Origin of the sequence: Kitasatospora sp. NPDC001603 (assembly GCF_040298365.1) — a bacterium.
In the GTDB taxonomy this organism is placed as follows: Bacteria; Actinomycetota; Actinomycetes; order Streptomycetales; family Streptomycetaceae; genus Kitasatospora.
Genome location: NZ_JBEPAA010000037.1, coordinates 54960 through 77335 on the forward strand (window position 1 = coordinate 54960; position 22376 = coordinate 77335).

At 74.0% G+C, this 22376-nt stretch carries 24 protein-coding genes; 9 read left to right on the forward strand and 15 right to left on the reverse strand.

Going from position 1 to position 22376, the window contains the following annotated elements:
* Positions 1 to 89: 89 nt before the first annotated feature.
* The 4 genes from ABT263_RS22885 (at position 90) to ABT263_RS22900 (ending at position 4747) form a co-directional block, all read left to right on the forward strand.
* Positions 90 to 446 (forward strand): STAS domain-containing protein, encoded by a 357-nt coding sequence (locus ABT263_RS22885; protein ID WP_352292734.1) that lies wholly within the window; start codon positions 90 to 92, stop codon positions 444 to 446.
* Between the two features lie 479 nt (positions 447 to 925).
* Positions 926 to 1123, forward strand: coding sequence for an LPXTG cell wall anchor domain-containing protein (locus ABT263_RS22890; protein ID WP_352292736.1), 198 nt, complete (start codon positions 926 to 928; stop codon positions 1121 to 1123).
* Positions 1124 to 2030: 907 nt separating this feature from the next.
* Complete coding sequence (locus tag ABT263_RS22895) at positions 2031 to 2810, forward strand: ATP-binding cassette domain-containing protein (protein ID WP_352292738.1); 780 nt, start codon at positions 2031 to 2033, stop codon at positions 2808 to 2810.
* Complete coding sequence (locus ABT263_RS22900; RefSeq protein ID WP_352292740.1) at positions 2807 to 4747, forward strand: YhgE/Pip domain-containing protein; 1941 nt, start codon at positions 2807 to 2809, stop codon at positions 4745 to 4747. The genes ABT263_RS22895 and ABT263_RS22900 overlap by 4 nt, the downstream gene beginning before the upstream one ends.
* Before the next feature lie 89 nt (positions 4748 to 4836).
* Here the strand turns inward: ABT263_RS22900 and ABT263_RS22905 are convergent, their stop codons facing one another.
* From ABT263_RS22905 to ABT263_RS22920, 4 genes are all read right to left on the reverse strand, one after another.
* The gene (locus ABT263_RS22905; RefSeq protein ID WP_352292742.1) at positions 4837 to 6651 is read right to left on the reverse strand and encodes a trypsin-like serine protease; all 1815 of its coding nucleotides are present in this window, start codon (positions 6649 to 6651) and stop codon (positions 4837 to 4839) included.
* A gap of 956 nt (positions 6652 to 7607) precedes the next feature.
* Entirely contained in the window at positions 7608 to 7913 is a 306-nt protein-coding gene (locus tag ABT263_RS22910; RefSeq protein ID WP_352292744.1) for a hypothetical protein, read from the reverse strand.
* A 141-nt stretch (positions 7914 to 8054) separates the two neighbouring features.
* On the reverse strand, positions 8055 to 8435 hold the full coding sequence (locus ABT263_RS22915; protein WP_352292746.1) for a winged helix-turn-helix domain-containing protein: 381 nt from the start codon (positions 8433 to 8435) through the stop codon (positions 8055 to 8057).
* The gene (locus tag ABT263_RS22920) at positions 8432 to 8812 is read right to left on the reverse strand and encodes a hypothetical protein (RefSeq protein WP_352292748.1); all 381 of its coding nucleotides are present in this window, start codon (positions 8810 to 8812) and stop codon (positions 8432 to 8434) included. Before ABT263_RS22920 ends, ABT263_RS22915 begins: the two co-directional genes overlap by 4 nt.
* Before the next feature lie 112 nt (positions 8813 to 8924).
* On the opposite strand from ABT263_RS22920, the gene ABT263_RS22925 reads away from it, so the two are divergent.
* Positions 8925 to 9392 carry a winged helix DNA-binding protein gene (locus ABT263_RS22925; RefSeq protein WP_352292750.1) on the forward strand — a complete coding sequence of 156 codons (468 nt, stop codon included), beginning with the start codon at positions 8925 to 8927 and terminating at the stop codon, positions 9390 to 9392.
* A gap of 259 nt (positions 9393 to 9651) precedes the next feature.
* Here ABT263_RS22925 and ABT263_RS22930 read toward each other — a convergent pair whose 3' ends face one another.
* Positions 9652 to 10245, reverse strand: a complete 594-nt coding sequence (locus ABT263_RS22930) for a TIGR03086 family metal-binding protein (RefSeq protein WP_352292752.1) — start codon at positions 10243 to 10245, stop codon at positions 9652 to 9654.
* Between the two features lie 64 nt (positions 10246 to 10309).
* On the opposite strand from ABT263_RS22930, the gene ABT263_RS22935 reads away from it, so the two are divergent.
* The 3 genes from ABT263_RS22935 to ABT263_RS22945 all read left to right on the forward strand — a co-directional run bounded on the left by ABT263_RS22935 (position 10310) and on the right by ABT263_RS22945 (position 12785).
* Entirely contained in the window at positions 10310 to 11110 is an 801-nt protein-coding gene (locus ABT263_RS22935) for a DUF6597 domain-containing transcriptional factor (RefSeq protein ID WP_352292754.1), read from the forward strand.
* Positions 11111 to 11299: 189 nt separating this feature from the next.
* Positions 11300 to 11698 (forward strand): VOC family protein, encoded by a 399-nt coding sequence (locus ABT263_RS22940; RefSeq protein WP_352292756.1) that lies wholly within the window; start codon positions 11300 to 11302, stop codon positions 11696 to 11698.
* 193 nt (positions 11699 to 11891) lie between these two features.
* On the forward strand, positions 11892 to 12785 hold the full coding sequence (locus ABT263_RS22945; protein WP_352292758.1) for a carbon-nitrogen hydrolase family protein: 894 nt from the start codon (positions 11892 to 11894) through the stop codon (positions 12783 to 12785).
* 136 nt (positions 12786 to 12921) lie between these two features.
* Here ABT263_RS22945 and ABT263_RS22950 read toward each other — a convergent pair whose 3' ends face one another.
* The 3 genes from ABT263_RS22950 to ABT263_RS22960 all read right to left on the reverse strand — a co-directional run bounded on the left by ABT263_RS22950 (position 12922) and on the right by ABT263_RS22960 (position 14684).
* Positions 12922 to 13608 (reverse strand): rhomboid-like protein, encoded by a 687-nt coding sequence (locus tag ABT263_RS22950; RefSeq protein WP_352292759.1) that lies wholly within the window; start codon positions 13606 to 13608, stop codon positions 12922 to 12924.
* The gene (locus ABT263_RS22955; protein WP_502885849.1) at positions 13608 to 14000 is read right to left on the reverse strand and encodes a hypothetical protein; all 393 of its coding nucleotides are present in this window, start codon (positions 13998 to 14000) and stop codon (positions 13608 to 13610) included. The genes ABT263_RS22950 and ABT263_RS22955 overlap by 1 nt, the downstream gene beginning before the upstream one ends.
* 309 nt (positions 14001 to 14309) lie before the next feature.
* Positions 14310 to 14684 carry a hypothetical protein gene (locus ABT263_RS22960; RefSeq protein WP_352292761.1) on the reverse strand — a complete coding sequence of 125 codons (375 nt, stop codon included), beginning with the start codon at positions 14682 to 14684 and terminating at the stop codon, positions 14310 to 14312.
* 522 nt (positions 14685 to 15206) lie between these two features.
* Between ABT263_RS22960 and ABT263_RS22965 the strand changes: the two genes are divergently transcribed.
* Positions 15207 to 15710, forward strand: coding sequence for a GNAT family N-acetyltransferase (locus tag ABT263_RS22965; protein WP_352292763.1), 504 nt, complete (start codon positions 15207 to 15209; stop codon positions 15708 to 15710).
* Positions 15711 to 15827: 117 nt separating this feature from the next.
* Here ABT263_RS22965 and ABT263_RS22970 read toward each other — a convergent pair whose 3' ends face one another.
* From ABT263_RS22970 to ABT263_RS23000, 7 genes are all read right to left on the reverse strand, one after another.
* The gene (locus ABT263_RS22970) at positions 15828 to 16967 is read right to left on the reverse strand and encodes an acyl-CoA dehydrogenase family protein (RefSeq protein WP_329485260.1); all 1140 of its coding nucleotides are present in this window, start codon (positions 16965 to 16967) and stop codon (positions 15828 to 15830) included.
* Positions 16964 to 17791, reverse strand: coding sequence for an HAD family hydrolase (locus ABT263_RS22975; RefSeq protein ID WP_352292765.1), 828 nt, complete (start codon positions 17789 to 17791; stop codon positions 16964 to 16966). Before ABT263_RS22975 ends, ABT263_RS22970 begins: the two co-directional genes overlap by 4 nt.
* Complete coding sequence (locus tag ABT263_RS22980) at positions 17788 to 19239, reverse strand: condensation domain-containing protein (protein WP_352292767.1); 1452 nt, start codon at positions 19237 to 19239, stop codon at positions 17788 to 17790. Before ABT263_RS22980 ends, ABT263_RS22975 begins: the two co-directional genes overlap by 4 nt.
* 46 nt (positions 19240 to 19285) lie before the next feature.
* A complete protein-coding gene (locus tag ABT263_RS22985; protein ID WP_352292769.1) occupies positions 19286 to 20554 on the reverse strand; it encodes an MFS transporter in 1269 nt (422 codons plus the stop codon).
* Positions 20555 to 20638: 84 nt separating this feature from the next.
* Positions 20639 to 21388: a class II aldolase/adducin family protein gene (locus tag ABT263_RS22990; RefSeq protein ID WP_352292771.1), complete on the reverse strand. Its 750-nt coding sequence runs from the start codon at positions 21386 to 21388 to the stop codon at positions 20639 to 20641.
* Positions 21385 to 22104: a dihydrodipicolinate reductase C-terminal domain-containing protein gene (locus tag ABT263_RS22995; protein WP_352292773.1), complete on the reverse strand. Its 720-nt coding sequence runs from the start codon at positions 22102 to 22104 to the stop codon at positions 21385 to 21387. The genes ABT263_RS22990 and ABT263_RS22995 overlap by 4 nt, the downstream gene beginning before the upstream one ends.
* Positions 22097 to 22360: a hypothetical protein gene (locus ABT263_RS23000; protein ID WP_352292775.1), complete on the reverse strand. Its 264-nt coding sequence runs from the start codon at positions 22358 to 22360 to the stop codon at positions 22097 to 22099. Before ABT263_RS23000 ends, ABT263_RS22995 begins: the two co-directional genes overlap by 8 nt.
* Positions 22361 to 22376: the final 16 nt, after the last annotated feature.

Here is a 22376-nt window from a genome sequence, read left to right on the forward strand (position 1 = left end):
GACAGAGGCTTCGCCGGATCACCAGCGGCCGGACCCCCTCTAGGATCGTCGTGTCCATGCGATGCGAGACAGCGGAAAGAGGGGCCACCGTGAGCGATACCCCAGGGCGTGAGATCGCGGCCGTCGTCCGGGAGACCGGTACCGGGCCTGTGATCGAGGTCTCGGGGGACCTGGACATCGACCAAGTCGACGTCCTGCATGCCGTGTTCAACCGGGTCCTGCTACGCACCCCGGCCCCGTCCGTGGTGCTCGTCGACCTGTCGGCGGTCCCGTTCTGCGATTCCAGCGGCCTCAACGAGCTGCTCCGGGCCCGCCTGCAAGCCGAGCAGCGCGGGACTCTCCTGGCTCTCGCCCGCCCCTCGCACCAGGTGGTCCGGCTGCTCGACGTCACCGGCACGGACCAGGTGTTCGAGGTGACCGAGGGGCCGCCGGCGCGCAGCGCCTGAGAAGGGTCGGGACGGACAGGCGGCCTCGTCGCTGGGGACGGCGACCGGAGCGAGGGCTGACTCTCCCACGGTTCTCCTCGGAGTACCGAGCGAGAGCCCCGGCCCGCGGCTTGGCCGGTTCGTTGCCTCGGACGGTCCGACGGTCCGACGGGTCGGCGGTCAGCCGGCGGGCCGAAGGCCAGCGATAGCACGTGGGTAACGGGCCGGGACGGGGCGGCGACACGCCGGTCTCTTACCGGTAGTCGGCTCTCACCGCTCATGCCAGGCGCGTCCGGAGAGAGCCGGGTGCGGGGGTCCGCGTCACCCTCCCCGGCATGGGTCCCCGCACCGCATGCCGCAGGACTGGACGTCCTTCGACGCCCAGACCACCGTGTCCCAGTGGCACGGCGGGGAGGGCACACCCCCCGTCGGCCCGGACCCCGGCCGCCACGACCGGAGCGGCAGCACCCGGGACGGCGTTCCCCACCCCGTCCCCGACCGTGGACGACGCTCTCGCCCAGGCGGACACGGACACGGACAGGGACAACCACGACTACGTCCTGGCGCACACCGGCTCCTCCAGCCGTACCCCGCTGGTCGTGGCCGCCGGTAGCACCCTGCTCATCGCCGGACTCCTCCTCGCCTACCGGCTCCGGAGGAGGAGCGCCACCCGCCGGACCCACCGAAAGGCGCACTGACCACCGCCCGGAGGATCCGCCCTCGGCACGCGGAGCCCCCCGGGTCCTCTCCCGCCGGGTCAGGTGCGCGCCGGGCGGCCCCCTGCCGTACTGAAGGGCCCGTTCGAGCCGGCGCTCGATGCCGGGGGCCGCGGCGGGCGGCGGTTCGGCGGGGCCCGCCGCGGCTGGTGGGTGCCCTTCCCGGGGTGGGGCCCCGGACGCCACGGAGGGGAGGGGGTCATGGCACGGCCGACCGATCACTTCGTGCTGCTCGGACCTTGCGCCTCTGAGAGGGCGATCGGCGCTTGACGGCACCTCCACCGCCGCGTCCCTGCGGTGTCGACCGGTCGTGGTCCGGCGCCCGGGTCACCTCCCGCAGGACTGGCAGCAGCATCTGCTGGTACGCCGTCAGCGGCCGTGCGGCCAGGGTCCAGTTGACCGTCACCGTGCGGGCCTCAGGCGCAGGGCTGACGGCCAGTTCGGCCGGCACCCCGTGCCGGAGTTCGAGCCGGACCGACCGGCGCGGCACCAGCCCCACCCCGAGGCCGATCCGCACCCTCTCCTTGATGCCCTCGGTGCCCCATAGTGTCAAGGGTCGGTGCGCCGGCCAGCTCCCAGTCGACCGGGCACGGCTGACCGCCGGCCGACAGCCTCGCGCTCGCCGCGCCGCCCATGGCGCTACGGGGAGGCCGATGTGCTCCGACCGCGAGGTCGCCCAACTCCGCCGTGCCGTCGGCAGCTTGTGCACGGCCCGGCAGTCCGCCCTCCCGCCGCCCGGCCGGGAGGGGTGACCCGCGGTCCGCGGACGCGGGAGTGTGACCGGTCTGACAGACATGGCGCGGCACGGACGGGTTACCCACTGGGAGTGGAGATTGCCGGCATGGACGTGGTCGCGCGCGGAGCGAGCGTGCGAGGGCCCCGGGGAGCGGTGTTCGAGAATCTGGACCTGGGCGTGGAACCCGGCGGGCTGCTGGTGCTCCACGGGCCGGGCGGCTCGGGCCGGACGACGGCGTTGCTCGCGCTCGCGGGGCGGATGCGGCTGGACGGCGGAGCGGTTCGGGTGGGCGGGCACGTCCTGCCCCGCGACGGCCGTCGTGTCAGGGACCTGGTGGCGGTGGCCCGTGCGGAGCCCGCCCTCGGCCTGGACCCGGATCTGCGGGTGCGGGAACTGGTGGACGAGCGCCGCTGGTTGAGCCGCCGGCTGAGCAGAGCACAGCTCGGGGAGGCGTTCTCGGTCCTCGGTGTCGACGTGGACCACCGGACGCTGGTCCGGGACCTGCCGCCGGTGGAGGCACTGGGCGTGGCCCTCGCGCTCGCTCTGGCCACGCGCCCCGCCGTGATCGTCGCGGACGACGTGGACCGCGGGTGCCCGGCGGACGAGCGCGTCCGGGCCTGGCAGCTCGTGGGGCGGGTCTGCCGGGTGGGCTGCACGGTCGTGGCGGGCGCCCTCGACCCTCCCGCCTCCGGTGCCGGCCTCGACCCGGCGCCGGTGCTGGTGGCCCTGCCCCGCCGCAGCCACCTGCCCGAGCGGCCGGCGCCGGCCGCCGAGGAGGACGGGGCAGGCGAGCCGGCCGAGCCAGGCGGGGCAGACGGGGCAGCCGAGCCAGGCGGGGCAGACGCGTCGGCGCGTCGGTCGTGGCGGTTGCTCGGGCGGCGGGAACCGGACGGCGGGCGCACCGGCGCGCGCCGGTGCGAGGAGGACGCATGACCGCGATCAGGCTGGCCGTGTTGGAGCTGCGCGGCTTCCGGGGCCCACTGAGGCGCTTCGTCCCGCTCGTGCTGTGCCTGGTCCCGCTGCTGTACGGCGCCATGTACCTGTGGGCGAACTGGGACCCCTACGGCAAGACGGGGCACATCCCGGTGGCGGTGGTCAACGAGGACCACCCGGCCGAGACCCGGCAGGGACAGCGGGTGGACGCGGGCGCCCAGGTGGTGACGGAGCTCAAGGCCTCACGGCAGTTCGACTGGGCGTTCGTCGACGAGGCCGCGGCCCGCGACGGCCTGGAGCGCGGGCGCTACGCGTTCACGATCCGGATCCCCGCCGACTTCAGCGCCGGCCTCGCCACCGGCCCCGACACCCGGCCCGAACAGGCCCGGATCCACATCCTGCTCAACGACGCGAACAACTACATCGCGGGCGTCATGACCGAGGTCGTCGAAGCGAAGCTGCAGGAGCAGGTCAACTCCGCCGCGCACGAGGCCTACGTCCGCGGCGTCTACGGTCGGCTCGCGGACATCGGCGGGAAGCTGGACACGGCGGCGCAGGCGGCCCAGGGGCTGGTGAACGCCACCACCGTGGCCCAGCAGGGGAGTTCAGCCGCCGTGGGCGCGAGCGCCACGCTGCGGTCCGGCTCCACCCAGCTCGCCGACGGCGCCCAGAAGCTGAGCCAGGCCACGACCCAGGTGCACGCGGCGGCCACCGCCCTCGGCGAGGCCGCGCCGCCGCTGGGCGAGGCCGCCGACGCCGTGGTGAGCGCGGCCACCCTCGTCACCCAGGGCGTGGACGCCGTCCACACCGCGACGTCGACGGTGAAGCAGGGAACCGCCAAGGCGGTGACCGACCTGGACCAGCTGGCCGCGGCGCACCCGGGACTGGGCGACGACCCCCTGTTCCAGCGCCTCCGGCAGGACGTGACGGCGGCCGACGCCGCGGCCGGGCAGATCGACGGTCACGCCGCCACCGCCGCCGGCAACGCCCACGCGGCGCTCCAGCAGGCCGTCGGTCTCCGGAGGACGGCCGCGGCCGTCCAGCAGTCGGCCCAGAGCGCGCAGACCCCGCTGGCCCTGGTCGACTCCGGTGCCCGGAGCATCGCCGCCGGGACGGCCACCGTGTCCACGGGACTGTCCGCCCTTCAGCAGGGATCCGTGGCGCTGCAGACCGCCGCCGACCAGGCCCACAACGGCGCCACGACCCTGGCCACCGTGATCGACGACGGGAAGAAGCAGGTGCCCGTCCTGGACTCGGCCCAACTGGAACACGCTGCCGAGGTGTTGGGGACACCCGTCGCCATCGACCGGTCGAACCTCCACCCGGCCGGCGTATACGGCCGCGGACTGGCCCCGTTCTTCTTCGGCATCGCGCTGTGGGTGTTCGGCCTCTTCGCCTACCTCTTCCTGCGACCGGTCAACACCCGGGCGCTGGCCGCCCGCACCCGGGCCTCCACCGTCGCCGTGGCGGGCTGGCTCCCGGCCGCGGCGCTGGGCGTGCTCGGGGCCGTGATCCTCTACGGCGTCGTCAGCGCCGGTCTCGGGCTGCACGCCGCCGCCCCGTGGACGACCGTCCTGCTCCTCACGGTCGGCGCCGCCGCGTTCATCGCCATCGACCACTGCCTGCGGACGGCGTTCGGTACGGCGGGCGACGTCCTGTCACTGGTCCTGCTCATCCTGCAGCTCACCGCCTCCGGCGGCCTGTACCCGATGCAGACCACCCCGGCACCGTTCCAGGCGGTCCACCCCTTCCTGCCGATGACCTACCTGGTCGACGGGCTCCGGGTGACGATCAGCGGCGGCCCGTCCTCCCATGTCATCCGGGACATCGCCGTTCTGGCGGGTTTCGGTGTCCTGTTCCTGGTCCTCACCTCGCTGGCCCTGCGCCGTCGGCGCGTGTGGACGGTCGCCCGGCTCCACCCCGACCTGGACCTCTGACGGACGGACCCGACCGCGGCCCCGCCCCGGGGCGCCGTGCGGCTCGCCCCCGACGTGAGGGCGAGCCGCACGGCGCCGGGCCCTCCCCGTCAGCCGGTCGTGGGGATCCGGCCGACCACGGACCAGCCGGTCCAGCCTCCGCCGGCCGGGTCGGCGGCGTGGGCCATCACGCCGTCGGTGCCCTGGCCGAAGAGTTCGGCGGTCCTGGTGCCCGGGTCGTAGACCGCGGACGGGGAGTTGCGGAAGTTCCAGGCGCCGGTGACGGTCCATGGGCCCCAACCGGTGGCAGGGTTCCACGTCGCGCGGTACATCGACCCGTCGGTACCGACCGCGAACACCTCGAGCGTGTGGGTCACCGGATTGTGGAGGACACTCGGCACGCCGGTGAACCTGCCGCCGGGGTTGAGGGTGAACGGGCCGTCCCAGCCCGCGCCGTCGGTGTTGTAGAGGTGGGCCATGACACCGTCGGTGCGCAGGGCGAACACCTCGGCCGTCCTGGTGTCCGGATTGTGGACCGTGGTGGGGGAACCGCCGTACTTCCAGTCACCGGCCGTCGTCCACGGCTGCCAGCCGGTCGCGCGGCTCCAGGCGGCCCGGTACATGGACCCGTCGGTGCCGACGGCGAAGAGGTCGAGCGTGTGGGTGACGGGGTCGTGGACGACGGCCGGCGTGCCGACGAACGCGCCCGAGGGGTTGAGGGTGAACGGGCCGTCCCAGCCCGCGCCGTCGGTGTTGTAGAGGTGGGCCATGACACCGTCGGTGCGCAGGGCGAACACCTCGGCCGTCCTGGTGTCCGGGTTGTAGACCGTGGTGGGGGAACCGCCGTACTTCCAGTCACCGGCCGTCGTCCACGGCTGCCAGCCGGTCGCGCGGCTCCAGGCGGTGCGGTACATGGACCCGTCGGTGCCGACGGCGAAGAGGTCGAGCGTGTGGGTGACGGGGTTGTGGACGACGGCCGGCGTGCCGACGAACCGTGCGCCGGGCCCGATCAGGTGCCAGCCGTTCCAGCCTTCGCCGTTGGTGTCGTAGGCGTGGATGAGGGCGCCGTCGGTGCGCAGGGTGAAGATCTCGGCCGTCTTCGTGTCGGGGTTGTAGACGGTGTTGCGGCTCCCGGAGCGGCCCGCGACCAGGGCGGACCAGGCGGAGACGGTCTGCTGGATCCAGCCGCCGAGGTCGTCGGTGCGGGTCTCGTAGGCGCCGGTGTGGGTGGTCGGGGCGGCGCCGAGGCAGTTGTTCTGCCAGGAGCGGCTGGAGAGGGCGGCGAGTTCGTAGCGGTCGCCGACGCGGCGCAGGGCGGGTCCGCCGGTGTCGCCCTTGCAGACGGCGGCGTCGGCCGGGGCCTTGGGGGTGATGCCGAGACCGGCCGGGTCGACGGTGGCGACGGTGAACAGGGCGCTGTGGAGCCGGTCCGGCACCCACTCGGTCCTGGTCCGGCCGAAGCCCGCGACCGTCAGCTCCTCTCCGGCGGCGGGCGCCCCGGTGGCCACCGCCACCGGGGCGATGTCGTTGACGGGGGCGGCCAGGCGGGCGAGGACGAGGTCGCGGTCGGTGCGGGGGGCGAGTTCGGCGATGTCGCGGACCTGGCCCGTGGCGGCGGAGGTGGTGCGGCCTATGGTGGCGGTGGTCCTGCGGGCGGGCGGGCCCGCGGGGAGGGTGGCCGGCTGGGCGGGGTCGTCGGCGAAGCAGGACGCGGCGGTGACGATCCAGTACGGGTCGACGAGCGCGCCGGTGCACGCGCGTTCGCCCTCGCCGATCACCAGACGCGCGGTGAAGGCGTAGGAGTTCTCCGCAGCGGGGTCACCGACCACGGCTGCCGCCGGGACGAGGGTGCTCAGCGTGCCGGCGGCCAGGGCCGCGGCCAGAACGCCGGCCCGCCGGGAACGGGATGGGGCCTTGCGGGGCATGGGAGTGCCTTTCGGGTGAGTGGGTGGGTCCGCGGGGCGGTCGGCATCGCGGTGAAGCACCTGCGGGGGTGCCGGAACGGGGGCCGGCCGGACGTGACCGGCCCGGCTGGAGCGGACCCGTCCGTCTGCGGAGCCCGGCCAGGGCGACGGCCGTGACCGCCCTGGTCGTCCGTACCGGGCGTGATCGCGTGCGAAGTACGCCGTAGTTCTGACCTTTCCCTACCGTTTCTTCCGGGTCGAATGGAGGTGCTCGGTGCCGGTCCCGCACGGCAGCGGCCCTGCGGGCCCGAATCATCCGGGGATGCGGAGTTCGACCAGGGCCGGGCGTTTCCCCCGGGCAGGCTTTCGCCGACCGGTTCGACCGGATCGGGCCCGTGTTGACCCGCGTTTCCTGGTCTGCCGGGGCCGGTTCGGCGCCGACGGAAGGGTCATCGGTCCAGCTGCCCGTGGGCGTCCGGCGGTCTCATGGAGAGGTGGCCGGTCGTACCGGAAGCGATGAAGCGGCATCCGACGATGCCGCTCCGGAGCTGGCCTGCGCGGCCGGCGGGGACGCGCCGGCCACGTGCTGATGCGGGATTTCGATCAAGGCAGATCCTTCGATCCTGGCGGGACCAAGATGATTCCGCAATGCCGTCAAGGGAGTTGAACGACGACGGAGCCTGCGTAAAGTACCAGCAATCTCCAGCTCCAGGAGGTTTCCGGAATCGTTCGGGAAACCTCTCCCGATCGACTTTCGGCCATGTCCCACCAATGCGTGCCCCCAGTTCCGCTTCTGATGCCCGATGACCTGCCGTCAAAGCACAGTTGCACCATTTTGGGGTGTTGATGGTGGACGATCCCCTCCGATCTCCGGGGGGCACCTGGAACCACTCGCAGGAATCGGCACCGCGGAGTCCGGCTGACCGCGGTCACGCCGGGCCCGGACCGATGGTGGGCCGCGGAGGCGGCGGCCCCGCCTACCACATCACCGGGAGCCGTTCGGGAGTCCGCTTCATGAAGCCCGTCCGCCAGACCAGTTGAGCGGCGGGAACGGCGAGTTCGAGGTCCGGCAGCCGGTCGAGCAGGGTCTCCAGGGCGATCCGGGCGTGGACGCGTCCGAGCGCGGTGGCGGGGCAGTAGTGGGAACCGCCGCCGAAGGAGAGGTGGTCGGCGGCGTTGGCGCGGTCGAGGTCGGTCGACGCCGTCGTCGAGCGCGGCGCCGGCCGCGTCGAGGCGGTCCATCGCAGACAGGGCCTTTCGTGCCGTGGTGCCCTCGACGACACCACATGCCGCTACGGCATCTGCAACACCCGCCCCCCGGGCCCGGTGGTCGGGGCGCCCGGCCGTGGCCTGTCGCCCCGACCGGGCAGGGGAGAGCGGGCGGCCACCCGGCTCACGGCGCGCGGCAGGGCCTCGTGCCGTCGCTACGGAGTGCCGTCCTCCGCCCGACGGGCTTGCGCGTCGTGTCCGTCATGCTCCTCGGGCCCCGGAAGCGCCGCTGGTCCTTCGAGTTGCCGGATCAGCGCCTTGAGCGCCGTGACCTCGTCGTGCAGCGCCTGCTTGCCCGCCTTGGTGAGATGGATCCAGGTGCGGGCGCGTCTGCCCTCGTAGCCCTTGTCGATCGTGACCAGGCCCGCCTTCTCCAGGACACCGAGGTGCTGGGAGAGGTTACCGGCGGTGAGACCGAGCGTGTCGCGCAGGAAGGTGAACTCCACCCGCCGGGCTTCCTTGGCCACCGCGAGGATGCCCAGGCGCACCCGTTGGTGCACGACGTCGTCGAGGCTGCTGGTGGGATGCTCGCTCATCCGGCTGACCGGCTCTGGAACCGCTGCCGCAGGGCGAGGACGGCACTGCCGAGCAGCAGCACGCCCCCCGAGAACAGGAGGTCCCAGCCGCCCCACGCGGAGGCGGCGGGGCGGTTGTCGAAGTCGAGCAGCAGGGCCAGGTAGGCGCAGGTGGTGGCGAGGAGCAGCCAGCTGCGTTCGATCCGGGCGAGCAGCAGCAGCGCCAAGCCGATCGATCCGGCCGGGCTCTCCACCGCGTTGTAGAGCGTGTAGAGGAACGTCGGTTCGCGGAAGTGGGGGTAGGGCGCCGTCCCCAGCGCCGCCGACACCTGGTAACCCGTGGTGAGCACGGCCAGGGCGAGGCCGACGGCCAGGTAGCGACCGACCCGGGTGCCCACACCGCGGGCCGGCTTGCCTTCAACCGGACTTGAGGTTCTACGGTCTTCGTATGACCCGCCCGGCAGGTGCCGGGCCCGCGGATTGCACCTGAGCACCACGAGGGGACACCCCATGACGACCCAGCAGATGTCCGACGCCGAACTCGCCGGCCAGCCCGCCGCGTACTGGACCGGTGTCGCCTACGAGTCGCTCATCGCGTTCACCCGGGCCCGGCAGGCCGAGAAGGGCTACACGCAGCCGCAGTTCTGGCTGCTGCGCAATCTGTCGGTGAACGACATCTCGCCCGACGGCGCGAGCATGACACTGTCCGAACTGCGGGAGGCGATGGCCTCGTACCTGCGGCCCGAGGACGATCTGGTGGCGGAGGCCGCGGTGCTCCTGGAGCGCGGCTGGCTGAGCCGGGACACCGGGGACCGGCTCCGGCTCACCGAGGAGGGGGAGCGGGCCCGCGTGGACCTGGCGCGCAACGCCCCCGCGATCCGTGCCGCCCTCCACGAAGGCATCGACGACGCGGACTACGTCACCGCCGTGAAAGTGCTCCAGCGACTGATCCGCAACGCGGGCGGGCAGGTCGCCTAGCGACCCCGACCCGGGCGTCCTGCCCTGGCCAGGAGCGCACCACGGCCCCGGGCCTGCGCCCCGTGGCTCAGCTTGCGGGTCTCAGCCGCGGGTCTCAGCCGCGGTGGAACACGACGTCCGGGCGGGAGCGTCCGGTCGGCTTCCGGTGGCTCACGCCGCTCGTGGCCGCGCGAGGGCCGCTGCGAGCGCCGTCGGCTCGCCCGCGGTCGGTTCGTCCGCCGTCGGTGCGCCCGCCGTACCGACGGCGGGCGTCGGGAACTCAGCCCGTGGAACGCTCCCAGCCCGGGTCGCGGCCGGAGGCGGCGAGGGCGCGGTCGAGGGACGAGGCGGTGGCGGGCACCGGCACCGCCTCGGCGAAGCCGCCGTACTGGCGGTAGATCTCGGCGTTCTCCTCGACCACCGTGAGAACCAGACGGGCCAGATCGTCGTCGACGTCCGCCTGCCGGCCGGTGGCCCGGGCGACGTCCCAGCCGTGGAGCACCATCTCTTTGACCACCATCCGGGCGACCGATGCCGCTGACACGGTCATCCCGCCCAGATCGATCTCCCCCTCCCAGGCGGCCGGGTCCGACCAGGCCGCCACGGCACGGTCGAGCTGGTCCGCGTAGGCGAGCGCCCAACCGGGGTCGGCGGTGAAGTCGCGCGCCACCAGCTCCTCCGGCAGCGGCTCCCGGCGTGCCCGGCGTTCGAGGCCGTGGGAGGTGTACAGCACCCAGTGGTTGACCAGGGTCCTGGTGTCGAACGCGGTGCAGGGCGTCGGCCCGTCCAGGTGCTCCGGTCGGACACCGCGGGCGATGCGCGCGGCCTCCGCTGCGGCGCGGGACATGAGGGGGTGGAGTGCGTGACCGTTCATGTGTCGATCCTCGCCCCGGGGGCCGGGCGCCGTCTTGAACAAACGCGACGGCTAGCCTGGCGGCATGACCTTCCCGGAGCTCGGACGCGGAGTGCTCCATCCCGACCGGGCCGCGGCCGCGATCAGCCTGACCCGGTACGAGCCCGCCCCGGAGCTGGCGCCTTTCGTCGAGTTCTACTGGCTGGTGCGCTGGAACCGGGACGGCCTGCCCGCCCACGAGCAGAAGGTGCTCGTCCACCCCAGCGTCCACCTCGTCCTGGAGGCGCCGGCGGCCCACGTCCACGGGGTCGCCAAGTCCCTCTTCGTCCGCAGGCTGGAGGGGGCCGGCCACGTGCTCGGAGCCAAGTTCCGCCCCGGCGGCTTCCGCCCGTTCACCGACCGCCCGGTGGCCGACCTGGCCGACCGGATCGTCCCGGCCGCCGAGGTCTTCGGCCCCGGGGCGGACCGGCTCAACGACGAGGTGCTCCGCGGTGCCGGGTGCCTCGACGCCCTCGCCGCCCGGGTGGACTCCTTCCTGCTCGCCCGGTCGCCCGCGCCCGACCCGGTGGCCGAGCAGGTCGCCGCGATGGTCGAGCGGATCGCTAGTACCACCGATCTGCGCCGGGTCGACCAACTGGCCGAGGAGTTCGGCATCACCGTGCGCCGCCTGCAGCGGCTGTTCGCCGAGTACGTCGGGGCCACCCCGAAGTGGGTGCTGCGCCGGGCCCGCCTGCACGAGGCCGCCGAGCGAGCCGACCGCGGTACCGACATCGACTGGGCGGCGCTCGCCGCCGACCTCGGCTACGCCGATCAGGCCCACCTCACCCGCGATTTCACGGCCACGGTCGGTACGTCACCGGTCCGCTACGCCTCGGGAAGGCTGTAACTCCGGCCGCTGGCAAGCGGGTTGCCGCCCGTACCGAGGGTTCGGGCCGTTCCCTCCGCCGATGGGGTTCGAGCAGCCGGTGACCGGTCGCGGCCTGCCCGGAATCCTCCCGCCGATACCGGGCCGATTCTGTCCGGTATCGGCCATAACGTGTGGTCGACAGCACGACGTACCCCAGGAGAAACACCCGTGAACCTCGTCTCGATCCGCGTCATCACGGCCGACGTCGCACGACTGGTCGGCTTCTACGAGCGCGCCACCGGCGTGACGGCGCAGTGGGCCAACGAAGACTTCGCCGAACTCACCACCGCCACGGCCGCGCTCGCCATCGGCAGCACCCGCACCGTCCCGCTCTTCGCGCCCGGCTCGGCCGAGCCGGGCGCGAACCGCAGCGTCGTCATCGAGTTCCTCGTCGACGACGTCGACCGCGTGCACCGCGACCTGACCGGCGTCGTGGAGGACTTCGTCAACGAGCCCACCACCATGCCCTGGGGCAACCGCTCGCTCCTCCTCCGCGACCCGGACGGCAACCTGGTGAACTTCTTCACCCCGGTGACCCCGGCCGCCCGGCAGAAGTTCGCCCGCTGACCTCCCCGGTCCGGAACGGCGAGCCGCGGCACCCGGAGGGCGGGGCCGCGGCTCGTCCGCATGATCCGAGGTGCGGGACGGGGGCCGGTCGATGGCCTGATCCGCTCGTGCGGGATCCGGTCAACGGCGGCCGTCCGCGGCCGTCCGCGGCCGTTCCCCAGGGCCGGCGAGCGTGGCGTTGTATCGTCGCCCGATGGCGAGGACATTGCGGTTGGCGGTGGCGCAGAGCACGGTCCCGGAGGACCCGCGGGACGGGGAGGCGATCCGGGGCGCCGGGCGGCAGATGCGGGCGCTGATGCGTCAGGCGGCGGGTGCGGGCGTCCGGTTGGTGCAGTTCCCGGAGGGCTCGCTCGTCTACCCGGACAAGCACGTGGTCGCCGGCCGCCCGGAGGGAGGCCTCGGCCCGGCGAACTGGGAGGGGGCCGCCTGGGACGTCCTGCGCGAGGAGGCGGAGGCGGTCGCCGCGCTCGCGGGGGAGCTGGCCCTGTGGACGGTGTTCGGCTCGATCCACCCCCTCACCGCCCCCGGCCGCCCGCACAACAGCCTCTACGTGGTCTCGGACCAGGGCCGCCTCAGCGCCCGTTACGACAAGCGTTTCCTCTCGCACACGGAGCTCTCCTACCTCTACACCCCGGGCACCGACCCGCTCGTCTTCGACGTGGACGGCATCCGCTTCGGAACCGCCCTGTGCGTCGAGGCGAACTTCCCCGCCCTGTTCGCCGAGTACGAGGCCCTGGACGTCGACTGCGTCCTGCTCTCCGTCATGGTCGACGACGCCGCCCGCGCCACCCTCGCCCAGGCCTACGCAAACCTCCACTCGTACTGGCTCGGCTACGCCCTGCCCGCCCAGTACAGCGCCACCGTCCCCGCCGGCCTGGTCGCCCCGGGCGGCCGCTGGCTCGCGCGCTGCCCCGGCGACGGCCGGCCCGGCCTCGCCATCGCCGACCTCGACCTCGACAGCACCGAGCCCGACATCCACACCGCCCTGCACCTCGTCCGCCCCTGGCGCCGCCTCGCCCGCACCGGCCTCTACGACGGCCACACGGCGGCCGACGACCCCCGCAGCGCCGACCGCACCGCGTTCTGACGGCAGACGATCCCGCCCCGCAGGCACGGGCTCTCGGTGTCCCCGGCCCGGCGCCCCCGCGCGTGGGACGACCTGCGGCGGCCGGCCCGTCGAGGGGCCGCCACCCGGAGCGGCGGCGCCCTCAGGGGTGAGGGCTTCAGCGGCGAGGGCCTCCGGACGGCGCCGGCGCCGTGCCCGGACGGGCCCGGCGGGCCACCGGTGGCAGGCCGAGCCGGTGGGCGCCCGCGATGGCCAGGCCGGCGGCGAAGGCGAGCACATGGCCCACCGCGGACACCTCGCCGTCCCCGAGCCCGGACAGCAGGTCCGGTGCGGCCACCGCCAGCATCACCAGCCACACCGCCCGCGACCACGCCGGACGGGCCACTACGATCGCCACCGCCAGCGCGGCGACCACCACGTAGGACGGGCCGGTGTCCAGCACGTGCGCCTCGGCGGCGGGCAGTTCGCCGTGCTCGATGCGCCACCACACCAGCGCCTCCGTCAGCCCGGTCGCGGTCAGGTGGGCCAGGGCCAGTCCTGCCACCGCGCGGCGGGCGCCGAGCGCCGACACCACGGCGAACACGGACAGCGCGAAGACCGGCCACACCCAGAGGGTGCTCTGCGGTACGAACACGGACACCGTCAGGGCTTCGACCGGGTGCCCCGACGGCCAGAGGCGCAGGTTGTCGAGGTTGGTCGACGCCCACTCCCGCAGTGCCAGCACCTGCTCGGGCGGCAGCAGCCGCAGGACCGGCCACATCACGGCGAGCACGGCGACGAACCAGAACGCCGGGTTCCGTATCAGCCGCCGCAGCGAAGCGCGCGTCGGGCGCGGGCCGGCCACTACCGGGCGCGCCGCGGCCGCGGACCGCCGACGAGCGCGGCGCCCGCGGCGACGGCCACCGCACCGGCGGCCATCAGCCCGTGGCGGGAGCGCCAGGACAGCACCGACCAGCGCGAGTTGGCGGACAGCAGTGACCCGAGGGAGAGCCACGACCCGGCGGACAGCACGGACAGGGCCGAACCGGCAGAGCCGATCGACAGCACGCTGCCGACCGACCCCACCGAGAGCACCGAGCCGACCGAACCGATCGACAGCACCGAGACCACCGAGCCGATCGAGAGGGTGGAGTCCTCGGACCACCGGGACCACGAGGGCGAGGACGACACGGACGAGGCCGCTGCGGCCACCGAGGCCGACAGAGCCGATGACGAGGGATCGTTGCGTTCCGACACCCGCCGATCGTATGCCGCCCCGGCTCCACCCGCCGCGCCCCGACCCCGCTCCACCCGCCCTGCCCCGGCGGCCCCCGGCCGTGGACGGCCCGCGAAGATGGTCGGCCCCCTCGCGCTCGTCGACGCGAGGGGACCGGCCACCAGCGTACGGGTGGTGCGGGCCGGAGCCGGCCCCGGCTCCTCCGCTGCCCCCGGGAGGCCTGCCCCGCCCGACCGGACGGGGCACCGGTGCCACCGGCCGTCCCGTGACCGGGCTTCTCCGCCCGCCGAGGGGCCCCGGCCGCCGCCGTCGCACCGGGACGCCCTGCGTCACAGCGGGGTGAGGACGTCCTGGTGCAGCCCGTCGAGGACGAAGCCGCTGTCCAGCCGGACCCGGACCGTCACCCGCCGCCCCCGCTCCCGGTACGCGGCCCACGCCGGCTCCAGCGCGGCGATCTCCGTCTCCAGCCGCTCCCGGCTCGCCGCCGGCATGGTGTGCCCGTAGTCCTCGAACAGTGCCTTGAGCCGCTGGTACTCGCGGACCTCCGTGCTCTCCGGGAGCTCCCCGTCCACCCGCTCGACGGTGCCCTCCGCCCCGGCCCCCAGCGAGAGGAACCCGACGACGGCCCCGGGTTCCCCGGCGACCGCCTCGCCGATCGCCAGGTCCTCGGCCAACCTCACGCGTCGGCCCTCGTCCAGGGTCATCCGTTCTCCGCCTCTCCGTCGGTCACGGCCACCGGCGCGGGTGGCCTGCGGCCAGGCCATTATCCGTCGGTCCCCGGGTCGACGCCGGGCGCCCCCGGGCGGGCACGCCCGCCCGGCCTCCGGCTGTCCGGTGCGGCGCAGCGTACGCCTGGGGGCGGTTTGGGCTGGGCCGTTCGAGTGGCGGCGGGGTTCGGTGCCCCGGCGACGCGGGCAGAGCCTGCGGCATGACGACACCTTCGACCAGTGGTCCACTACGCCGGCGCCGTCCGGCCTCCCCGGCCTCCGCGGCCTCCCCGGCCGCCCCGGTCCGCGTGGCGAGGCCGGCGGCACCGGCCCGGCCGCGCGTGACGGGCGGGTGCTGTCGGACCTGGTCCAGCCAGCACCTCACGCTGGGCGGCGCGGCCGTGCGCACGACCTGGCACGAGATGGCGTGCCGGGCCTGGACCCGGCGGTGACCACCGGGCGGGGGTGCGGGGGAAATCCAGGAGCCCGGACGCCCGCGCGGTGCTACGGTCGGGCGCCATGAACTGGCTTCCCGACGACTTCGTCCACCCCGTCCTGGTGCCGCTGCCGGGTGGCGGTCATCATCTGCGGCCGATCCGGGAGGCGGACACCCCGCTGGACTATCCGGCGGTGATGGGCTCGCGCGAGCGGCTGTGGACCCTCTTCGGCCCGGCCTGGGGCTGGCCCGCGGCCACCATGACCTACGAGGCCGACCAGGCCGACCTGTTGCGGCACGAGAAGGAGATCGCCGCACACCGGTCCTTCAACTACGCGCTGTTCGACACGGCGGAGACGGCCCTGCTGGGCTGCGTCTACATCGACCCGCCGGAGCGGGCCGGCGCGGACGCCGAGATCTCCTGGTGGGTGGTGGACGAGCTGGTGGGCAGCGGGGTCGAGCGGGCGCTGGACGCGCTGGTACCGGAGTGGATCGCCGCCGACTGGCCGTTCGGGCGGCCGCGCTTCGTCGGCCGCGAGATCTCCTGGTCGCGCTGGCTCGCCCTGCCGGCGCACCCCGGCGCGTAGCCCCGGTCGACGCCGGAGCGCCCGCCCCGCGGCGCTGTCGGGAGTCCGGGCCCGGGCGGGAGAGCGTGACGGTGCGGTGCGCCCGACCGGTCCGGCCGGGCGCACCACACCGCGGTGTCAGGCCAGGCCCTGGGCGATGACCAGCCGCTGGATCTGGTTGGTCCCCTCGACGATCTGCAGCAGCTTGGCCTCACGCATCCAGCGCTCCACCGGGTGGTCGGCCACGTAGCCCGCGCCGCCGAGCACCTGGACGGCGTCGGTGGTCACCTTCATCGCCATGTCGGTGGCGAAGAGCTTCGCCTTGGCCGCCTCCAGCGAGTAGGGCAGGCCGGCGTCCTTGAGGCGGGCGGCCGCCAGGGTGAGCGCCCGCGCGGCGGCGACCTGGGTGGCCATGTCGGCCAGCATGAAGCCGATGCCCTGGAAGGAGATGATCCGCTCGCCGAACTGCCGGCGCTCCTTGGCGTACCGCACCGCGTAGTCGACGGCGGCCTGGGCGAGGCCGACCGCGCAGGCGGCGATGCCGAGCCGGCCGCAGTCCAGCGCGCCCATCGCGATCAGGAAGCCCTTGCCCTCGCGGCCGATCAGCCGGTCCGCGGGGACCTGGACGGAGTCGAAGCCGATCTGGGCGGTGGGGGAGGACCAGACGCCGAGCTTCTTCTCCCGCTCGTGCACCACCATGCCGGGTGTGCCGCCGGGCACCACCAGGCAGGAGAGGCCGCGGGCGCCCGGCCCGCCGGTCCGGCTGAACACGTTGTAGAAGTCCGCGTAACCGGCGTGGGTGACCCAGGACTTGGTCCCCGAGATCCGGTAGCCGCCGTCCTCCTTGACCGCCTTGGTGGTGAGCGAGGCCGCGTCCGAACCGGCCTCCGGCTCGGACAGGCAGTAGGCGCCGAGGAGTTCCCCGCCGAGCATGGCGGGCAGCAGTTCCTCGCGCTGGGCCCGGGTGCCGTAGGTGGCGGTGCCGAAGCAGGCGAGGTTGTGCACGTTGACCGACTCGGCCACGGCGAGCCAGTGGTAGGCGACCTCCTCCAGCGCCTGGAGGTAGACCTCGTACGGCTGCCCGCCGCCGCCGTACTCCTCGGGGTAGGGCAGGCTCAGCAGTCCGGCCTTGCCGAGGGTCCGCACGACCTCCCGGGGGAACTCGTGGTTGGCCTCGAACTCGGCGACCCTCGGGGCGAGTTCGTTGGCGGTGAGGTCCCGGACCAGGTCGAGCAGGTCGGCGGCCTCCTCGGTGGGCAGGATGCGCTGGACCTTCATCGGGCCACCTCGGTGAGCGTCGGGTGCTGCGACCGCAGCAGGTTCTCCAGGACGACGGCGACGCCGTCCTCCTCGTTGGAGGGCGCGATCAGGTCGGCCTCGGCGTGCAGGGCGGGGTCGGCGTTCGCCATGAACACCCCGCGGCCGGCCCAGCGGATCATGTCCAGGTCGGTCCGGGCGTCGCCGAAGGCGATCACCTCCGAGGGGGCGATGCCGCGCCCGGCGCAGAGCTTCTCCAGCGCGGCGATCTTGCTCACCCCGTGGGCGACCAGGTCGACCACACCGCTGTGGTGGTGGGAGACGGTGACCAGCCCGCCGAGGATCTCCTCGACCTCCGCCGTGTCGATCTCGCGCAGCCGGGGTGTGACGGCGAAGAGCTTGAGCACCGGGACGTCGATGGTCTCCGGGTCGGCGCGGTAGGACTCGCCGATCAGCAGCGGCTCGGGGTAGTCGGGCGCGTAGCCGACCCGGCGGTCCGCCAGCATCCAGCCGATCCTGGCGTCCGGCAGCGCCCGCTTCAGCCGGGCGGCCGTCTCGCGCGCGGTCGCGGCGTCGATCGTGGACGCCTCGGTCAGCTCCATCGACGGCACCTGCCAGAGTGCGGCGCCGCCGCAGCAGATCGCCTCGCCGGTCAGGTCCAGGGCCTCGACGATGTACTCGATGGCGGCGGCGTGGCGGACGGTCACGAAGACCGTCTCGATGCCCTGCTCGTGGGCCAGGGCGACGGCCCGGCGGGTCCGCGGGGCGACCGAGTAGTCGGGGCGCAGCAGGGTGCCGTCGAGGTCGACGGCGATCAGTCGGGGCAGGTCGGGGGTGGCGGTCATGCGGGGAGCTCCTCGATCGGGGTGCCGGGCGCGTCCACGCCGTGCTGCAGGAACGCGTGGATCAGGCGGACGAAGCGCGTGGACCAGTCGCGGCCGTAGAGGTCGTGGCGGTAGCGGAGTTCGAGCGCGATGCCGTCCTTGCGCTGGTAGCCGATGACCCGCAGGCCGCCGCGCGGGACTTCGGGCATCGGGATGCCGATCGGCTGCACGCCGAGGCCGGTGGGCTGGAGCAGCGGCTCGCGCTCGTCCTCCACCATGTCCATGTCGAAGTTGAGGTAGACCGGTACGCTGCCGGGCTCGCGGAAGCGGATGCCGTACTGCTCGGGGGCGAGTTCCCGGCTGATCAGCGAGAACGGGATCCGCTGGTGGCGCATCGCGTTGAACAGCGTCTGCGCCTCCAGGCGGACGAGTTCGCCGAACGGCGTCGCGCCGGTGAAGCGGGTGCGGAAGGTGGCCGGGGTGGCCACGTAGCCGACCATCGCGTCGGTCTCCGGCCGGGTCCGGTTGGCGAGCGAACCGAAGGTCGCCACGTCGCCGGCGGCGTCCTCGCCCACCGTCTCCAGGCGCAGCCGCCACATGGCCGCCTTGAGCGCCGCGGAGACCACCACGGCCGAGGTCACCCGCTCCTGGACGGCGAACTCCTCGACGGTGGCGCTCAGTTCCGGTCCGATCGGTTCGAGCAGTTTGGTCACGCCCGGCTCGGCGCCGGTCGGCGCCTGCGGGTCGGCCAGGCCGGAGGCGGGGATCGGGGTGATGCCGTCGAGCTGCTTGCGCCAGTAGCCGAGCTGGCGCTCCAGCTGGACGCCGTTCAGGTGGCCGTGCTGCCAGAGCGCGAAGTCGGGGAACTGGACGGCGAGTTCGGGGAGCGTGGGGACGGCGTCGCCCTGCTCGGTGGCGTAGATGGTCAGCAGGTCGTTGATCATGATCCGGGCCGACCAGGCGTCGAAGACGATGTGGTCGGTGGTCATCGAGAGCACGTGCAGGCTCTCGCTCACCCGGCCGAGCACGGGGCGGAACAGCGGGCCGGCGGCCAGGTCGAAGGGCTGGTTGGCATGCTCGGCGAGCAGGGCCAGCACCCGTGGCAGGCGGGTCCGCGCCGGCTCGTCGGGCGCCTCCAGGACGGGTAGGGCGCGCGGCTGCGGCGGGAGCAGCAGCATCACGTGCTCCTCCCCGGCCGCCTCGTCCACCTCGGGGAAGACGGTGCGCAGGGTCTCGTGGCGCTCGGCCAGCAGGTTCAGACTGCGCTCCAGCAGGGCGATGTCGAGCGGCCCGTCGAAGCGCAGGCCGAGCGCGATGTTGTTGTTCACCTGGTGCACGTGCCGGCCCCAGAGCAGGCGCTCCCGCTGGGTGTGGGTGGCCGGGACGGCCGCGCCCCGGGTGGCGGGGCGGACTTCGGTGGAGGTGTTGGGTTCCGGCCGGGTGACGTGGACGGTGGTGGGGATCGTCATGGTGTGGCGGTCCGTTCGCAGGGAGAGGCCCGGGGCGGCCGGGGAGTCAGGCGGATCGGTCGGACTTCGGGTGCAGCGCGGGGTGGGCGAGCAGGGGCAGCAGCAGGACGATCGCGGACAGCGCGCTCAGGGTGGCGAAGCCGAGGCGTTCCAGGACGACGCCGGACAGTGCGGCGCCCGCGGCCGCGGCCAGGTTCATCGCCATGTCGGAGAACCCCTGGGCGGCCGGGAGTTCGGCGACCGGCACGGTCTCGGAGAGCAGGACCGAGGCCGCCACCAGCACCGCCGACCAGGAGAGCCCCAGCAGCGCCAGCGCGATGGAGAGCTGGACGACGTCGTCGCCGTCGGCGGTGCCGCAGAGCCACAGCGACAGCAGCATCGCGGCGGTGCCCCCGTAGAGCACCGGGGTGCTCCGGAAGCGGTCCACGGCCCAGCCGAACAGGGTGGAGAAGCCGTACATCCCGGCGAGGTGGCCGCTGAGCACCATGCCGATCACGCCCAGGCCGGTACCGGCGTGGTGCATGTGGATGCCGGTCATCGACATCACGGCGATCATCACCAGGTGTCCGGCGACGATGCTGAGGATCGCCAGCACGGCCGGCCGGTTGCCGCGCAGCGCCTTCAGCATGGTGCGCAGCGGGGGCGGCTTCTCCCGCTCCCCGGCCTCGTCCTGCCCGCGGGCCAGCAGCAGCGGGTCGGGGCGCAGCAGGACGGCGATCGCGGTGAACGCGATCGCGAAGCCGACGACCGCGAACAGGTAGGTGCCGGAGAGCGGCGGCAGGCCCAGGTGTTCGGCGATCGCCGCGCCGGGCCCGGTGAGGTTGGGGCCGATCACGGCGCCGACCACGGTGGTGGTGAGCACGAGCGACATCGCCCGGCCCCGGTGCTGCGGTTCGGCCAGGTCGGCGGCGGCGAAGCGGGCCTGCAGGCCGGTCGCCCCGGCGGCGCCGTAGAGCACCATGCCGACCAGGAACAGCGGGAAGCTGTGCACCACGGCGGCCACCACGCAGGCCACCGCGCCCACCGTGGCGGCCAGGTAGCCGGTGGCCAGCCCGGGCCGGCGCCCCCGGACGTGGGTGATCGCCGCGATCGCCCCCACCGCGGCCGCGCCGCCGAGCGTCGCCGCGGTCTGCGACAGGCCGGCGAGGGTGGCGCTCCCGCCGAGGTCCTCGGCCAGCAGACTGGTGACGGCGAAGCCCGTGGCGATGCCGCTGCCGCTGATCACCTCGGCGACGACGAGCGTCCGGACGGTCCGTCGCTGCACCCGGGCGCGGTCGTGGCGCGGCGGGTCGGTGGTGGTGGTCAAGGTCGGCATGGCGCTCCGGCTCTGTGCGTGTCTGCGGGGGTGGTGGGGGGATCTCCGGCCGCCCCGAGGGGCGGCCCGTGGCGGGCCCGCGGGTCAGCCGCGGGCCCAGTCGACGGTCTCGGGCCAGTGCCGGCCGACCCGGCGGACGGCGTAGTCCCAGTACGAGCGGACGGAGAGGTCGGCGTAGATGAAGTCCTGCTTGGCGGCCACGTCCTGCTCGGTGGACCAGGTGTACGGGACGCCGGTGCCCTCGGCGGTCAGCTGGAGCCGGCAGGCGCGCTCCAGCACCTGGGCGAAGACGGCGGCGTGCCGCACGCTCTTGCCGACGATCACGCCGCCGTGGTTCCGGAGCAGGACGGCCGGGTGGTCGTCGAGGTCCTTGGCGATGTGGTCACCGGTCTCGATGTCCAGGACGGTGTTGCTGGTCTCGGTGAACAGCCCGATCCGGTCCCGGAAGTACGCGCCGTCGTGCGAGATCGGGCGCATCGGCAGGTCGGTGGCCCCGTACAGCAGGGTGTACGGCGCGTGGCTGTGCACGATGCCGTTGACGTCCGGGCGCGCCCGGTAGATCGCCTGGTGGAGCGGCAGCTCCGGGGGCGCCAGCGGCGGGGCGGGCAGCGTGTGGTCCACCGGGCAGCGGACCACGTCGGCCGGGGCGGCCTCGTCGAAGCCGACCAGGGCGCCCTTGATGAAGAACTCGTCCCGGCCGGGGATCCGGGCCGAGATCTGGCCCTGGTTGAAGTCGTCGTGCCCGTCGAGGGAGAGCATCCGCGCGCCGACCGCGACCTGGAGGACGAGCCGGCGTTCGGCGGGGCTCAGCGGCCGCCCCTCTGCGGTGGTCATGGCGTGCTCCTTGCTGTCAGGTCGTCGTAGACGGTCCGCATGGTGACCAGGCCGGGAGGCGCGGTGCGGGCCCAGTCGGCGGCCGTCAGCGCACCCCTGGCCGGCACCGCCCAGCTGCCGACGTGGTGCCGTACGTGCAGCGACTCGCCGTCCCAGGTGTGGGTCAACTCGTGTTCGCTGACGGGGAGTCCGGCGCGCTCGTCGGCGATGTCGGCCACCTCCCGGCCGCTCGCGCCGGCCCAGGCCCGGGCCAGGACCACGGCGGTGGCGCTCGGCCGGTGCGCCTTGCCGATCGGGTGCCGCTCCCGGACGGTGGTGGTGGCCGCGCCGAGCGGACCCCGGGTGAGGGCCGCGGTGAACTCGGCGATGCGCAGCTGGAGGTAGTGGGCGAAGGAGAGGTTGGTGGCCCGGACCACCGGGACCACCGTCGCCAGCTCCGCCAGGGACGTCCACTGGGCGTCCGTCAGGTTGGAGACGCAGGCGACGAGCGGCACCCGGTGCGTCGCGCAGTACTCGAGCACGTCCGGGTGCGCGTCGGGCGCGCTGGCGTCGACGAGGACGTCGGGCACGGCGTCGACCTGCCAGCCGCCGCCGCGGGAGGCGGTCAGCGACACCCGCGTGCCGTCCGCCCGGCAGGCCGCCAGCAGCGCCGCGCCGAGCCGCCCGCGACCGACGACGCCCAGGGTGGGGCCGCCGGTCGCGGGTGCCTCAGGCATCGGCGCCGACACCGCTGGCGACCACCAGCGCCGCGACGCTGTCGATGGTCTCGTAGTGCTCGGCGTCGACCTCCGGGTCCAGGTAGACGCCGAGGTCGTTCTCGATGCTGTCGATCAGGCGCATGTAGGAGAGCGAGGAGAAGCTGACCGCGCGCAGCGAGTAGCCGGCCTCGGCGAGCTCGCGGGCCGTGAAGCTGCCGTCGCCGGCCGCGACCGCGAGGTCGAGGATCTTGGTGTGGAGGGAGCTGGTGTCCATGGGGTTCTCCTGGGCT